Source organism: Synechococcus sp. CBW1002 (assembly GCF_015840915.1).
Lineage (GTDB): Bacteria > Cyanobacteriota > Cyanobacteriia > PCC-6307 > Cyanobiaceae > CBW1002.
This window is the reverse complement of the sequence record NZ_CP060398.1, coordinates 468,645-483,777: the sequence shown is the minus strand read 5'-3', so window position 1 is coordinate 483,777 and position 15,133 is coordinate 468,645. Positions and strand designations below refer to the sequence as shown.

The 15,133-nt window shown below is 60.1% G+C and carries 8 protein-coding genes, 2 tRNA genes and 3 rRNA genes; 9 read left to right on the top strand and 4 right to left on the bottom strand.

All coding sequences use genetic code 11. The features are described 5' to 3' along the window. Nucleotides 1-126 precede the first annotated feature (126 nt). The 8 genes from H8F24_RS02220 (at nt 127) to rrf (ending at nt 10,306) form a co-directional block, all read left to right on the top strand. Nucleotides 127-1,701, top strand: coding sequence for a TolC family protein (locus H8F24_RS02220; RefSeq protein ID WP_231598041.1), 1,575 nt, complete (start codon nt 127-129; stop codon nt 1,699-1,701). A gap of 17 nt (nt 1,702-1,718) precedes the next feature. After that, a complete protein-coding gene (locus tag H8F24_RS02215; protein WP_197158632.1) occupies nt 1,719-3,113 on the top strand; it encodes a BCD family MFS transporter in 1,395 nt (464 codons plus the stop codon). After that, the gene (locus H8F24_RS02210) at nt 3,110-3,913 is read left to right on the top strand and encodes an inositol monophosphatase family protein (protein WP_197170769.1); all 804 of its coding nucleotides are present in this window, start codon (nt 3,110-3,112) and stop codon (nt 3,911-3,913) included. Before H8F24_RS02215 ends, H8F24_RS02210 begins: the two co-directional genes overlap by 4 nt. Before the next feature lie 870 nt (nt 3,914-4,783). Further along, nucleotides 4,784-6,269, top strand: a 16S ribosomal RNA gene (locus H8F24_RS02205). Nucleotides 6,270-6,531: 262 nt separating this feature from the next. Then, nucleotides 6,532-6,605: transfer RNA gene (locus tag H8F24_RS02200), tRNA-Ile, on the top strand. 9 nt (nt 6,606-6,614) lie between these two features. Next, a tRNA-Ala gene (locus tag H8F24_RS02195) sits at nt 6,615-6,687 on the top strand. Between the two features lie 467 nt (nt 6,688-7,154). Next, nucleotides 7,155-10,036: ribosomal RNA gene (locus H8F24_RS02190) — 23S ribosomal RNA — on the top strand. A gap of 153 nt (nt 10,037-10,189) precedes the next feature. Next, nucleotides 10,190-10,306: ribosomal RNA gene (gene rrf / locus H8F24_RS02185) — 5S ribosomal RNA — on the top strand. The 16S, 23S and 5S rRNA genes sit together here with 2 tRNA genes alongside, the layout of an rRNA operon. Before the next feature lie 188 nt (nt 10,307-10,494). Here rrf and mtnC read toward each other — a convergent pair. From mtnC to H8F24_RS02160, 4 genes are all read right to left on the bottom strand, one after another. Continuing rightward, nucleotides 10,495-11,505, bottom strand: a complete 1,011-nt coding sequence (gene mtnC, locus H8F24_RS02180) for an acireductone synthase (RefSeq protein WP_370594784.1) — start codon at nt 11,503-11,505, stop codon at nt 10,495-10,497. After that, a complete protein-coding gene (mtnB, locus tag H8F24_RS02170; RefSeq protein WP_231598040.1) occupies nt 11,498-12,178 on the bottom strand; it encodes a methylthioribulose 1-phosphate dehydratase in 681 nt (226 codons plus the stop codon). The genes mtnC and mtnB overlap by 8 nt, the downstream gene beginning before the upstream one ends. Nucleotides 12,179-12,262: 84 nt before the next feature. After that, on the bottom strand, nt 12,263-13,111 hold the full coding sequence (locus H8F24_RS02165; RefSeq protein ID WP_197170765.1) for a DNA-formamidopyrimidine glycosylase: 849 nt from the start codon (nt 13,109-13,111) through the stop codon (nt 12,263-12,265). Between the two features lie 369 nt (nt 13,112-13,480). Then, on the bottom strand, nt 13,481-13,690 hold the full coding sequence (locus H8F24_RS02160) for a photosystem I reaction center subunit IV (RefSeq protein ID WP_197158835.1): 210 nt from the start codon (nt 13,688-13,690) through the stop codon (nt 13,481-13,483). Nucleotides 13,691-13,819: 129 nt separating this feature from the next. Between H8F24_RS02160 and H8F24_RS02155 the strand changes: the two genes are divergently transcribed. Beyond that, nucleotides 13,820-14,851: a hypothetical protein gene (locus H8F24_RS02155; protein ID WP_197170763.1), complete on the top strand. Its 1,032-nt coding sequence runs from the start codon at nt 13,820-13,822 to the stop codon at nt 14,849-14,851. Nucleotides 14,852-15,133: the final 282 nt, after the last annotated feature.

Here is a 15,133-nt window from a genome sequence, read left to right as displayed (position 1 = left end):
GCTGCACCGCCCTCGACCTCGATCGCTGCTGGTGGGAGTCCCCCGGGGTCTGCGACGGATGCTGCGCTGGCTGCGGAGCCTGTTTCGGCCGTTGACACCGTTCCGTCCGAACAGACAGGCGATCCGGTGGTTCAAGCCCAGCCCGAGCCCCTGCCGCTGGCACCGGATGTCAAGGGTCCGCGGCCCAAGTCCGATCCCTCTGTCTTGCCTCCGGCCGCGACCACCCTTGATCCGGCCCTTCAGCCCCTGGCGGCCCCTGAATCCCTCGGCCTGCCGATCAAGACCGATCAGGTCCGCATCAACGAGCTCCGGCCCCTCGGACTCGGCGACGTGGAGCAGCTGGCGGAGGTCAACAATCCCAACCTCAAGGCCCTGGCCAGCCAGGTGGAGCAGGCCCAGTCGAATCTGCGCGCCCAGATCGCTCTGTGGTACCCGAATCTCAACCTCAACGCCGGCGCCCTGCCCACCTACACCGGCGGCCAGCAGTACAGCTCCAGCATCACCGGCACGGGCGAGGAGAGGGGCAACACAATTACCAGCATCTGGAACATGGAGGCCAGCCTTCAGGCCACCTGGTCCCTGATCAACCCCACCAGGGTGCCCCAGATCGCCGCAGCACGCGACCAGTTTGAGCAGGCCAAGAACCAGTACCTGATCGGCCTGCGAGACCTCAGATTGCAGGCGGCACAGGCCTATTTCGATCTGCAGGAATCCGATGAACAGGTGCGCATCGGCCAGGAGTCGGTGCGGGCCTCTGTGGTGAGCCTGAGAGACGCCCGGGCCCGGTTCCAGGCTGGTGTGGCCACCAAGCTGGAGGTGCTGGAGGCCGAGACCCAGCTGGCCCGCGACCAGCAGCTGCTCACCGCTTCCCTGTCCGCCCAGTCGATCGCTCGCCGCACCCTGGCCTCCCTGCTGGATCTTCCCCAGACCGTGACCCCTACGGCGAAGGATCCGGCTCGGGTGCTCGGCACCTGGCTACCGTCCCTTCAGGAGAGCATCATTGCGGCTTATGCCTTCCGCGAGGAACTCGATCAGGCTCTGCTGGACATCTCGATCGCCAACAGCCGTGCCAACGCCCAGCTTGGCGAAGTCCAGCCCTTCCTCAACATTGTCAATACGTTGCGGGCTGGTCGCTCCAGCGGCTACCAGTTTGTGACACAGCCGATCCCGAACGAGATCGGTTGGAACGTGGATAACAGCATTGGCCTCAACCTCAGCTGGAATCTCTTCGATGGGGGCCGCGCTCGTGCTCTTTACCGGCAACAGAAGCAGGTAGCGGAGGAGAGCCGCTTCCGGTTCGCTCAGCAGCGTGATTCGATTCGTCAGGAAGTGGAAGTCAGTTTTTACGAGCTGCAGAAGAATAACCGCAATATCCTCACCACAACCCGCGAGGTTGTCTCCGCTCGGGAGGCCCTTCGCCTGGCCCGTCTCCGCTTCCAGGCCGGTGTGACGACCCAGCGGGAAGTTGTTGATAACCAGCGCGACCTCACCAACGCCGAAGTTCGCTACGCCAGTGCCATCAGCGATTACAACCGCAGACTGGCCGAGATGAGGCGCCGCACCGGCCTCGATCAGATTGCACTCTGCAAGCCCCAGGCTCTGCCCGCTGAGAAGCCAAGCAACACCGGCGAGATTGTCGTTCCTGTGGAACCACAGCCGCTTGAGCCGGCCTGTGCCTTCAACGCCAATCCGGTCAATTGAGTCGTTTCCCCTGAGTCATGGCCTCGGCCGCTCCGCCCCTTTCGCCGCTCCGTTGGATCGATGTGCTCCGGCTGAGCCTCTTCCAGGGCTGCGTTGGGGCCATGGCGGCGGTGTTTGTGGGGATGCTGAATCGGGTGATGATCACCGAGCTGGCCTTGCCGGCCCTGCTGGTGGGAGGCGCCCTGGCGTGTGAGCAGTTTGTGGCGCCCAGTCGTGTGCTGTTCGGCCACCTCTCCGACAACCACCCGATCGCCGGTCGCCACCGACTGCCCTACATCCTTCTGGGGGCGGTTCTGTTCAGCCTTCTCGCCCTGCTTTCAGTACCGCTGGTCTTCCATACCGCCCGCCTGCTCGACGGTGGCATCGGACTGACGGCAGGGTTTTCGATCGCCGCCATCGCCGGTCTGTTCGCCCTGTACGGGCTGGCTGTCTCCATGGCCACCACCCCCTATCTCGCCCTGGTGATCGATCGCACCACCGAAAGCCAGCGGCCCCGTGCGGTGAGCCTGCTGTGGTGCATGCTCACGGTGGGGATCATCGTGGCCTCGATCGCGATCCGCCTCTCCCTGCGCTCCCTTGATGGGGTCACCGATCCTTCGGTGCTCGAGCCGGTCCTGGCCGGATTCATGCAGCGTCTGGTGCTGGTGGTGCTGGCCCTCACCCTGCTGGCCATCGCCGGCATGGAGCCTGCTCGGCTTCCCCAGAGCGTGGCGTCATCGCGCGACGATGCCATCACCCTGGCTCAGTCCTGGGCCCTGATCACCTCCAGCCGTCAGGTGGCCGTGTTCTTTGGCTTCCTCGTGCTGTTCACCCTGGCTCTGTTCATCCAGGACCCCATCCTCGAGAGCTTCGGGGGTGAGGTGTTCTCCATGCCGATCTCCGCCACGGCCCTGCTCACCACCTTCTGGGGGGTCGGTACCCTGCTGGGGCTTGTGATGGCGGGACTCTGGGTGGTGCCGAGATTGGGCAAGCTGCCCACGGCCCGGCTTGGCTGTCAGCTGATCCTGCTCAGCCTTCTTCTCCTGATGGTCAGTGGCGTGCTGGGCCAGGTGGCCTTTCTGAAGGTTGTGATGCTGATCTTCGGCCTGGCATCCGGCATCGCCACCAACAGCGCCCTCTGTCTGATGCTCGATCTCACCCTTCCCCAGGCCGCCGGCACATTTGTGGGGGTCTGGGGTCTGGCCCAGGCTCTCTCCCGTGCCCTGGGCAAGCTGGTGGGTGGTGGTCTGCTCGATCTGGGTCGGTTGCTGTTTCCTGGCGCTCCTGCCCTGGCGCCGTACCTGCTGGTCTTCGGGATCGAAGCGCTGGTGGCCTTTGCCGCCATCCTGTTGCTGAGTCGCGTCAATCTGCGCCAGTTCAGGGAAGATACGGGACGAAGCCTGAGCAGGGTGCTCGCTCTGGAGCTCGGATGACCGCATCCCCCGTCCTCTCCTCCCACCTGGATCCGGCCCTTGATGCCTTGGTCGATCGGGTGGCAGACCGGCAGCGGCGGGATTTCGGGCACATGGCCTCTGATCTGAAGGCCGACGGCACCCTGATCACGGCGTGTGATCGCTGGAGCGATGCCACCCTGGTGGAAGGCCTGCAGTGGATCTATCCCGAGGATGGAGTTCTCAGTGAGGAGGGCCGTCAGGTCGTTCCCGACACCCCGAGCTTCTGGGTTGTGGATCCGCTGGATGGCACCACAAACTTTGCTGCGGGCATCCCGTACTGGGCGATTTCGCTGGCCCGATTCGAACGGGGCCGCCCCGTGCTGGCGGTGCTGGATGTGCCCCCGTTGCGTCAGCGCATCGTGGCGATCCGGGGCGAGGGAGCCTGGCGCAATGGCAAGCGGCTGGAGCCGCCTTCCTTGCAGGCCCGCACGGCGGGATGCGCGTCTCTGTGCAGTCGATCGATCGGGGTGCTGCAGAAGCTGCCGAATCTCCGCTTCCCCGGCAAGATCCGCCTGCTGGGGGTCGCGAGCCTCAACCTGGTGAGTGTGGCCATGGGGCAGACCGTGGCGGCGCTGGAAGCCACCCCGAAGCTCTGGGACCTTGCCGCGGCCTGGCTGGTGCTGGATGAATTGGCCTGCCCGCTCCGCTGGCTCGATGCGGAGCCCCAGTTGCTCAAGATCGGCAGCGACCAGGCCACCCAGGACTATCCGGTGCTGGCCGCGGACAGCGAAGATAGTCTGGAGAGATTCCTCCCGTGGGCTGAAGCCCTGCTGGATTGATCTTCTCGTGCAGACCCTCTGCCTGGCCCTGGTGCTGGTGGTGCTGAGCCTGGCGGGCTGAAGCTGCCCGCGGCTCCATCAGTGGGAGCTTGCGGGATCGAAGGTGAATGGGGTATGGTTTTGGACTGCGCGGCACACCGGGAGCGAGAGCACCGGTGGAAACGCAGAGTCTTCGGTGCTGCGAGGCACTGAGGGCGAGTGCCGTTTGCCTGGAAGGGTGAAGGGTGCGTGCTTACGACGAAGGAGGCGCGAGCCACCGGTGTTGTAGGTTTCCTGAGTCGCTGAGAGGCGACGCGCCGAGACGACCCGGAGCCGAGAGGCCAAGGGAGTGGAGGCAGCACCTGGACAATTGAAAAGTTTAGGAACTGACGCTTCTACCGCGTCATTCTGATCGGATCGAACGGTTCTGAGTTCGCAGTGGACCAGCCTTGTGCTGGCGCCAGTGTGGAGTCAAAGCCCGTTGGATGCGGTGTCGAGGATGACGAAACGAGCGGTAGAGGTGTGAGGTCCCGTCAAACATTTTAAGCGACGGGAACCTGCAGTGATGTGGTGCTGCCTTGAGGTCTCACGCCTTGGGTCAGAACTGGGTGAAAACCAGCTGTGGGTGACTGAAGCGAACCGGATCTGAGATCTGGGAAAGTCACGGGATTGTGAAGCGAACCGAAAGGAAAGAACCATGAGGAGAGATCCAAATGGAGAAGTCCAGAAGGAAGGCTAAATAATTGTGTGCACTCTCGAACCCTTTCGGTCAGTCGAAAGGTGGTCCCAACTGAAGACTGTGCGCCAGTGCAGGATTTGGGTGAGCGACAAACTTCTCTGCGATGAAAGCTCAAGCGAAAGTTTAGAGCTGACGTTTAAAGGGGGAAGACTACTACGGAGAGTTTGATCCTGGCTCAGGATGAACGCTGGCGGCGTGCTTAACACATGCAAGTCGAACGAACCTTCGGGTTAGTGGCGGACGGGTGAGTAACGCGTGAGAATCTGCCCTCAGGAGGGGGATAACGGCTGGAAACGGCCGCTAATACCCCATATGCCGAGAGGTGAAATGAATTTCGCCTGAGGATGAGCTCGCGTCTGATTAGCTAGTTGGTGGGGTAAGAGCCTACCAAGGCTTCGATCAGTAGCTGGTCTGAGAGGATGATCAGCCACACTGGGACTGAGACACGGCCCAGACTCCTACGGGAGGCAGCAGTGGGGAATTTTCCGCAATGGGCGAAAGCCTGACGGAGCAACGCCGCGTGAGGGATGAAGGCCTCTGGGCTGTAAACCTCTTTTCTCAAGGAAGAAGATCTGACGGTACTTGAGGAATAAGCCACGGCTAATTCCGTGCCAGCAGCCGCGGTAATACGGGAGTGGCAAGCGTTATCCGGAATTATTGGGCGTAAAGCGTCCGCAGGCGGCCTTGAAAGTCTGCTGTTAAAGCGTGGAGCTTAACTCCATTTCAGCAGTGGAAACTACAAGGCTAGAGTGTGGTAGGGGCAGAGGGAATTCCCGGTGTAGCGGTGAAATGCGTAGATATCGGGAAGAACACCAGTGGCGAAGGCGCTCTGCTGGGCCATAACTGACGCTCATGGACGAAAGCCAGGGGAGCGAAAGGGATTAGATACCCCTGTAGTCCTGGCCGTAAACGATGAACACTAGGTGTCGGGGGAATCGACCCCCTCGGTGTCGTAGCCAACGCGTTAAGTGTTCCGCCTGGGGAGTACGCACGCAAGTGTGAAACTCAAAGGAATTGACGGGGGCCCGCACAAGCGGTGGAGTATGTGGTTTAATTCGATGCAACGCGAAGAACCTTACCAGGGTTTGACATCCTGCGAATCCCTTGGAAACGAGGGAGTGCCTTCGGGAGCGCAGTGACAGGTGGTGCATGGCTGTCGTCAGCTCGTGTCGTGAGATGTTGGGTTAAGTCCCGCAACGAGCGCAACCCACGTCTTTAGTTGCCAGCATTGAGTTGGGCACTCTAGAGAGACCGCCGGTGATAAACCGGAGGAAGGTGTGGATGACGTCAAGTCATCATGCCCCTTACATCCTGGGCTACACACGTACTACAATGCTACGGACAAAGGGCAGCAAACTCGCGAGAGCTAGCAAATCCCATAAACCGTGGCTCAGTTCAGATCGTAGGCTGCAACTCGCCTACGTGAAGGAGGAATCGCTAGTAATCGCAGGTCAGCATACTGCGGTGAATACGTTCCCGGGCCTTGTACACACCGCCCGTCACACCATGGAAGTTGGCCACGCCCGAAGTCGTTACTCCAACCCGTAAGGGAGGAGGATGCCGAAGGTGGGGCTGATGACTGGGGTGAAGTCGTAACAAGGTAGCCGTACCGGAAGGTGCGGCTGGATCACCTCCTAACAGGGAGACAAACTGATTGTGATGTCTGAATACTTTATTTTCAGGCCATGATCCTGTCACTCTAGGTCGATCGGTACCTCAACTGTGGAAGCGGAATGGCAACATGTCCGTCCAAGCAGGTTCAGTTCCTAAACTTTGTCTAGGTCACACCCCAACGATTTTTGTTGAGGCGGTGTTGAAACCTGAAAGATGAAACGGTAGCGATACTGAATCATCAATCAGGTCAGACACAACTTTGACGCGATCGCGAGGTCGAACTCCTGGGCCATTAGCTCAGGTGGTTAGAGCGCACCCCTGATAAGGGTGAGGTCCCTGGTTCAAGTCCAGGATGGCCCATTCGTGTTTGGGGGTTTAGCTCAGTTGGTAGAGCGCCTGCTTTGCAAGCAGGATGTCAGCGGTTCGAGTCCGCTAACCTCCATTCCACACTGACGAGCGCCCTCACGGAAGCAAAGGAGAGATTTCTTTGGTGTGATCCTGACGTCTTGGTGACGATTCCAGCCTGCTTTCATTCCCTGAGTGGTTGAAAGCATGCTGGATTCCCTGTCCGCAAGGATGGGCATTCAGCAAGAACCTTGACAACTGCATAGGAAAAGTCTGGAAAAGAAAGCATCTCATAGACGCTGACTTTCCGGTTCTCTCTGGTCGCGGCCTCGGCTGCGGCATCCCAGCGAAAGCGAAGGGAAGATTGAGGTGCAAGCCTCAATCTGAGAGAAACAGGAAAGCCAGTGATTCTTGAGTTAGAGCCGAGTACAGCTCGTGTCTTCTGTCTGGCATGGCCACAAGCCACCAAGCAGGAGTTTGATTCTGGCTGTCTGAGATCTCTTGATTGAGAGCTTAGACACCGGAAGAATAGCCTTCAACAAGCTAAACGCGAGTTGTGATTATGGTCAAGCTACAAAGGGCTCACGGTGGATACCTTGGCACACAGAGGCGATGAAGGACGTGGTTACCTGCGATAAGTCTCGGGGAGCTGGAAACACGCTTTGATCCGGGAATTTCCGAATGGGGCAACCCCTAGAACGGCCGCCTGAATCCATAGGGCGGCGCGAGCCAACCCAGCGAACTGAAACATCTTAGTAGCTGGAGGAAAGGAAAGTAAAAACGACTCCCTCAGTAGCGGCGAGCGAACGGGGAAGAGCCTAAACCGATGGGTTCGCCCATCGGGGTTGTGGGACAGCAACGTGGACCAGGGACGTTAGAGGAAGCGTTTGAATGGCGCGCCAGAGAGGGTGAAAGCCCCGTACTCGAAAGCGAAACTGGCCTAGCTGTATCCCGAGTAGCACGGAGCACGTGAAATTCCGTGTGAATCCGCGAGGACCACCTCGTAAGGCTAAGTACTCCTGTGTGACCGATAGCGCAACAGTACCGCGAGGGAAAGGTGAAAAGAACCCCGGGAGGGGAGTGAAATAGAACATGAAACCGTGAGCTTACAAGCAATGGGAGTCCTACTCATAGGATGACCGTGTGCCTGTTGAAGAATGAGCCGGCGACTTATAGGCACTGGCAGGTTAAACCGGGAATGGTGGAGCCATAGCGAAAGCGAGTCTGAATAGGGCGATCGTCAGTGTTTATAGACCCGAACCCGGGTGATCTAACCATGGCCAGGATGAAGCTTGGGTGATACCAAGTGGAGGTCCGAACCGACTGATGTTGAAAAATCAGCGGATGAGCTGTGGTTAGGGGTGAAATGCCAATCGAACCCGGAGCTAGCTGGTTCTCCCCGAAATACGTTGAGGCGTAGCGTCTAGTGCTCCAGCAGGGGGGTAAAGCCACCGTTTCGGTGCGGGCTGCGAGAGCGGTACCAAATCGAGACGAACTCTGAATACCCTGTGTGTAACTAGGCAGTCAGACTGTGGGGGATAAGCTCCATGGTCGAAAGGGAAACAGCCCAGACCGCCAGCTAAGGTCCCCAAATCAATGCTGAGTGATAAAGGAGGTGGGATTGCCCAGACAACCAGGAGGTTTGCCTAGAAGCAGCCATCCTCAAAGGAGTGCGTAATAGCTCACTGGTCGAGCGATCCTGCGCCGAAAATGAACGGGGCTAAGCATTGTACCGAAGCTGCGGATTTGAATCGTAAGATTCCGATGGTAGGGGAGCGTTCCATGTGGGGTGAAGCGTTAGCGTAAGCGGGCGTGGACTGCATGGAAGTGAGAATGTCGGCTTGAGTAGCGAAAACATGGGTGAGAATCCCATGCCCCGAAACCCTAAGGGTTCCTCCGGCAGGCTCGTCCGCGGAGGGTTAGTCAGGACCTAAGGCGAGGCCGAAAGGCGTAGTCGATGGACAACAGGTCAACATTCCTGTACCTGTCATGTTTTGGGAAGGGGGACGGAGAAGGCTAGCCCAGCCAGATGTTGGTTACTAGTCCAAGCGTTCGAGGCGTTGAGAGCTGGCGAAAACAGCTTGAGCTGAGGCGTGAGTGCGAGCGGCTACGGCCGCGAAGTGGGTGATGTCAAGCTTCCAAGAAAAGCCCTATACCCGTTAAGGCATGATGGCCTGTACCCGAAACCGACACAGGTGGGGTGGTAGAGAATACCGAGGGGCGCGAGGTAACTCTCTCTAAGGAACTCGGCAAAATGGCCCCGTAACTTCGGGAGAAGGGGTGCCACCGCAAGGTGGTCGCAGTGAAGAGGCCCAGGCGACTGTTTACCAAAAACACAGGTCTCCGCTAAGTCGCAAGACGATGTATGGGGGCTGACGCCTGCCCAGTGCCGGAAGGTTAAGGAAGCTGGTCAGCGCAAGCGAAGCTGGCGACTGAAGCCCCGGTGAACGGCGGCCGTAACTATAACGGTCCTAAGGTAGCGAAATTCCTTGTCGGGTAAGTTCCGACCCGCACGAAAGGCGTAACGATCTGGGCGCTGTCTCGGAGAGAGGCTCGGCGAAATAGAATTGTCTGTGAAGATGCGGACTACGTGCACCCGGACAGAAAGACCCTATGAAGCTTTACTGTAGCTTGGTATTGTGCCCGGGCTCTGAATGCGCAGGATAGGTGGGAGGCTTTGATCCATGGCTTGCGGGTCATGGTGAGCCAACGGTGAGATACCACTCTTTCAGAGCTAGGGTTCTAACGGTCACCCGTCATCCGGGGACCGGACAGTATCAGGTGGGCAGTTTGACTGGGGCGGTCGCCTCCTAAAAGGTAACGGAGGCGCGCAAAGGTTTGCTCAGGCTGGTTGGAAATCAGCCGACGAGTGCAAAAGCAGAAGCAAGCTTGACTGTGAGACCTACAAGTCGAACAGGGACGAAAGTCGGCTTTAGTGATCCGACGGTTCTGAGTGGAAGGGCCGTCGCTCAACGGATAAAAGTTACTCTAGGGATAACAGGCTGATCTCCCCCAAGAGTTCACATCGACGGGGAGGTTTGGCACCTCGATGTCGGCTCATCGCAACCTGGGGCTGAAGTCGGTCCCAAGGGTTGGGCTGTTCGCCCATTAAAGCGGTACGCGAGCTGGGTTCAGAACGTCGTGAGACAGTTCGGTCCATATCCGGTGCACGCGCAGGAACATTGAGAGGATTTCTCCCTAGTACGAGAGGACCGGGAGGAACGCACCTCTGGTGTGCCAGTTATCGTGCCAACGGTAAACGCTGGGTAGCCATGTGCGGAGTGGATAACCGCTGAAAGCATCTAAGTGGGAAGCCCACCTCAAGATGAGTGTTCCCATGGCATAAGCCAGTAAGGTCACGGGAAGAACACCCGTTGATAGGCTCTACGTGGAAGCCGGGTAACCGGTGAAGCGGAGGAGTACTAATAGACCGAGGGCTTGACCATTCCATCCCTTGCCATCCTGACCGGATGACACAGGGATCACGCGCTCAAAGCTTTTGGATCCAGACCGGTTGCTTGTCAACCGCTCCTATGCAGTTCTCAGGGTTCAACCTGGGGGCAAAGACCGGCAAGGGGCCTGAAGAGGCCGTTTGCTTTCCTGGTGTTCATGGCGCTGTGGACCCACTCCGATCCATCTCGAACTCGGTTGTGAAACGCAGCAGCGGCAACGATAGTTGGAGGGTAGCCTCCTGCGAAAATAGCTCGATGCCAGGTCAAACTTTGCTCCACGACGACGCCCCCGATGGCAGCCTGATGGCTGCGATCGGGGGCGTTTTCGTGTGCCTGGGGATCGATGGCCTCCCCGCTTGACGGCCTCCCCAAGAGCAGCCTCCCCAAGCAGCAGCCTTCCCTAGAGAGAGTCTGCTGACTCAGATGGCTTTGCCTTCAGGGATTCGGAACTGTTAGGGCATCATGATTGATCGGATAGCGTCAAAACGCTTGATGCTTGTGTACGGATGGCAGGGTTGCGGCGGATTTCCCTCACGTTCGCTAATCAGCACTGCATACCCAGCCTCTGCTGCGGCATCCAGTTCGAAGGTGACATCGCTGATGAAAAGGATCCTGCTGGGATCCGTCTGAAGTTCGGTGCAAATGGATCGATAGCTCTCTGCTCTTTGTTTCGCACCTATGCGAGTGTCGAACCAAGCCGAAAACCAAGGGCGCAAATCTCCAAAGCAGCTGTATTGGTAGATGAGTTGCTGTGCACGGACAGAGCCGGAAGAATACACTGCGATTTGTAGTCCCTGATTCTTCCAGTCACGCAGGGCTGGTGGAACATCGGCGTAAATGGGCCCCTGTAAACTCCCATTGGCATAGCCGTGCTCCCAGATCAGTCCTTGAAGCTCCTTGAGAGGGGTGAGTTTGCGATCCTGATGAATCAGCCATTCCAGATAGGGTACGAGCGCATGGTTTCTTGTTGCGTTGAGGCTTGAAGAATTGAATTCACCGGTGAAAGCGCTTCCGGATGTCTGATTGTTGACAATCTCACTAGGGCCAGAGTCAGGGCTGGTAGTAACACTGCTATTGCTATTGCTATTGCTATTGCTATTGCTATTGCTATTGCTATTGCTATTGCCATTGTTAGCAATAACAGGTTCTGTTGTCATTCCCGTTCCAGGGTCTGGATCCTTGCCTGATGACTTCCTGCGCAGTTGCACTGCTTCGGGGTCACTCTCCAGGTCCCAGGCTTGCTGCAACTCCTGTACCAGCTCTATGACGGCTGGCTGTTGACCTTGGCATTTCAGAAAAGATGCGAGGTTGGACCTGGCATAGGGAAACAGCACTTCGCTGACAAAGCTCACCGGGCAGGTGGTCCCTTCAATGTCCAGCAGGATGTGTGTCGTCGTGTCGGGCAAAAGCACGCCAGGGGCTCCGCTGGCTTGGTTGTTGGTGGCGCGATTGGGTTCAGGCATGGTTTGTCTCCTTCTGAACGTCGTGTCGCTGTGTGATGGTTGCGTCGGAATGCTCACGGCCGGGCATGGGGGGCATCAGGCTCTGCAGCAGCAGGCGTCGCCACCGCTGTTCGAGAAGAAATTCGAGGATCTCAAGATGGCGCTGGGCCTCGCCCAGATCCCTGCCCCAGGCGTAGAGCCCGTGACCTCCGATCAACAGCCCATGCGGTGCCTGGGCCAGGTGTGGCCGAGCGGCTGAGCTGAGGGACTGCAGGTCCTGATCGTTGGGAAGCACGGGGATGTGAATGGTGGTGGCGTGGGTGCTGACGCCTTGCAGGCCTTTGAGCATCTCCAGGCCGCTGATCGCCAATGCAGCGCAGCCTGATTCCGCCCTCTCCTCCTGGCCCAGAGCCCAGGATGAAAGCAGGGTGGCCGCCTGGGAGTGGGTGTGCAGCACGGCCCCGGCGCCAGCCTCGGCGACGATCGCCAGATGCAGCAGGGTTTCGGCACTGGCTTTGCCGTGTCCGCTGATCACGCGTGCGTTCCCATCGACGAGGATCAACTGTTCGGGCTCTACCGAGCCCTTGTCCACGCCGCTGGGTGCCATCAACAGCTGCAGGGGCTCCTGCTGCCTGACACAACTGAAATTGCCTCCCGTTCCATCGCACCAACCGCGCTGGTGGATGGCAACCATGGCCTCAGTGAGTTGGGTCGCCAGGGACTCCAAACCGGATCGTTCGGAAACTCCATCCATCCAAGCGCGTCGCGGCGCCCGGGTTCACTGCTGGCAGAGCGGGCACCAGTGGCTGCTGCGCCCGGCCAGCTTGTCGCGGCGCAGCACGGTGCCGCAGCGGCGGCAGGGTTCGCCGCCGCGTCGATAGACCCAGGCCACACCGCCATAGTTCCCATTGGTGCCTGTGAGATCACGGAAGTCGCTGAAGGTGGTGCCGCCGGCGCCGATGCTGGCCCGCAAAATCCTCAGCAGGGCCCCATGCAGGCGTTCCAGCTGAGGACGCTTCAGCTGGCCAGCGGGTGTGTGGGGACGGATTCCAGCTTCGAACAACGATTCATCCGCGTAGATATTGCCCACACCGGCCACCAGACGTTGATCGAGCAGGGCGTTCTTGATCGGTCGAGACGAACCCTGCAGGGCCCGTTGCAGATGGCTGGCGGTGAACTCAGGGCTGAAGGGTTCTGGCCCGAGTCGCTGCAGGCCACTGATCACCTCCGCAGGAGCCTGATCGGGTGGCACCCACCACATCTGTCCAAAGCTGCGGATGTCGACGTAGCGGAGTTCATTGCCGTGTGGATCAAAGAACCGCACCCGTGTGTGGCGGCAGGGCTCTGCTGACTCTGGAAGCCAGAGGAACTGGCCGGTCATGCGCAGATGCACCCCCCAGGTTCCGGCGCTGACACCTGCTCTGTCCGTCAGGGTCGCCAGCAGGTACTTGCCGCGCCGTTGCCAATGCTGCAGGCTGCAGCCCTGCAGTGCGACACAGAAGAGCTCGGCAGGCTGGGGGTGGGCGATGGTGCGCGCAAGTCGCACCTCAACAGCGGCGACCGTCATGCCGCGGGTCTGCTGATCCAGGCCTCGGCGGACGGTTTCGACCTCGGGCAGCTCCGGCACGGGCGCTTGGTGGTGATCGGTCTGCGCTGTGACGCAGGGATGGCCTCATCGTGCCACCCAGCGCTCTGCTGGCGGGTTCTTCTGGTGGATGGCTCTGCCTGCCTTGGGCCGCAGGATGGACATCCAGAGCAGTCAGTGTGAGGCGGACACAGTGCCGCGAAACAGTAAAACAGCCTGCCTGGAATTCCAGACAGGCTGACCCTGCTTCGGTTGTGATTGAGGGGTCTAGAGGTGATTCAGGCTGAATGCCCGGCGCTGATGGCGCCTCCCGCTCCGGGGTCAAGCGGAACGGCTTTGCTGGGCCGACCTGCCCTGAAGACGGATCAGCGCATTGGGCGAAGACGTGCTGGGAAGGGATCTCCCTGGCACTCAGGCCTTCTCGAGTTCGTACTCGGCGAAGTTGTTGGTGTTGATGCCGCCTTCGGAGCCGCTGTAACCGTTGTAGTTGACTTTCTCGAAGCGCACAATCACGGGATAACGGATCCCGGAGGTGTCGATCGACGCCACGGTGCCGACGTCGTTGAACCAGTAGGACTCAGGGCGCTTGATGCGCACCTTGTCGCCGCGGGAGATGGCCATCGCTGCGCGTGAAGTGGGTGGCTGTCAACGGGACGTTACCCGTGGGCCGTGGCGCTGGCGGAAGCGCGTCACGATTCGTCGCCGTCCTGGGGCCGTGGCACGATCGCCTCTTGCCCCCGTGTTCGTGTCATGGATCCGATCGAGGCTCCCGCGCTCAGCCTCGAGCTTCCGGATCCGGACTCCGACGCGATCAGCACCATGGAATTCCTGGCCCGCCTCGAGGCGGCCTGGCAGGTGTGCGATCGCTTCGACCTGCAGACCGAAATCTGGCGCGGCAGGATCCTCCGGGCGGTCCGCGACCGCGAGAAGCGCGGCGGCGAGGGTCGCGGCACCGGTTTCCTGCAGTGGTTGCGGGAGCAGGAGATCAGCAAGACCCGGGCCTACACCCTCATCCAGCTGGCCGAGTCTGCCGATGGACTGGTGGGTGGCGGCTTGCTGGAGGAGGCCAGTGTCAACCTCTTTTCCAAACGCGCCTTCCTCGAAACGGCCCAGGCGGAGCCGGAGGTACAGCAGATGGTGAGCGAGGCCGCCAATGAGGGGCAGCAGATCACCCGCAAGCAGGTGAAGCGCCTTGCCGACGAATTCACGGCCGCCACCAGCCCCTTGCTGCCTGAGGAGATCCGCCAGCGCACCGCCGAAAACCTGCTGCCGCCCCGGGTGGTGGCTCCGCTGGTGAAGGAGCTGGCCCAGCTGCCCGAGGAGCAGCAGCAGGATCTGCGGCGCGTGCTTCAGGACGAGCCCGAGCTGGATCGGGTCAAGGATGTGACCCTCACAGCCCGCTGGCTGCGCAAGGCTGCCGAAGCCGGATTGGCGGTCCGTGCGTTTCAGCACGACCATCTCGATCTGGAAAAGGCGATGCAGGAGGCGCAGCGCCTCGATGCCCTCGGCCTGCTGGCTGATGCGGTGGGGCAGGCCCAGCAACTGGAGGCGGCGGTGCTCAAGCTCCACACCAGCTGGCGTCGGCTGGGAGGGTTGTACGAGCGCCTCTGGGTGGAAAGCGGCAGCAGCACGCCCCACCTGCGTGAGCTGCTGAATGCGTTGCAGACCCTCAGCGGCAGCACCCTGCGGGTGTCCCTCGGCGAACTGGCCGGCGGGAAGCGGCTGCGGCTGCAGCTGGTCGAGGAAGCCCCCGATCAATTGCAGCCCCCGCCGATGCCCTGAGCCGACACGATTTGACAGCCGCAGGAACGTGTGTTCTGGTGGAACGAAGAGATGGTGTCGTTGTTGTGCCTCGAATCCACCCGGTTCCGCCATCGCGTCCAGCCTGTTAGGCCAGATCCGTGGTGCGATCTGGTCGTGTCATTCGGCCCACTCGGCTGCTGTGCGACTCGACGTCAGGCTCCGCCCCTCACCGCCTGGATTCCCCAGGTTGCGAGTTCGAATGAGCACACTCGGGATGTGGGCCCTGCTCTGTTCGCAGCAGCACCTGGCGCTCTAAGGGAT

Bases quoted from the DNA above. Each gene is read 5' to 3' on its own strand.
- H8F24_RS02215 (WP_197158632.1), top strand. From the start codon at position 1,719: ATGGCCTCGGCCGCTCCGCCCCTTTCGCCGCTCCGTTGGATCGATGTG.
- H8F24_RS02210 (WP_197170769.1), top strand. From the start codon at position 3,110: ATGACCGCATCCCCCGTCCTCTCCTCCCACCTGGATCCGGCCCTTGAT.
- mtnC (WP_370594784.1), bottom strand. From the start codon at position 11,505: ATGCCTGAACCCAATCGCGCCACCAACAACCAAGCCAGCGGAGCCCCT.
- H8F24_RS02160 (WP_197158835.1), bottom strand. From the start codon at position 13,690: ATGGCCATCTCCCGCGGCGACAAGGTGCGCATCAAGCGCCCTGAGTCC.
- H8F24_RS02155 (WP_197170763.1), top strand. From the start codon at position 13,820: ATGGATCCGATCGAGGCTCCCGCGCTCAGCCTCGAGCTTCCGGATCCG.
- mtnB (WP_231598040.1), bottom strand. From the start codon at position 12,178: ATGGTTGCCATCCACCAGCGCGGTTGGTGCGATGGAACGGGAGGCAAT.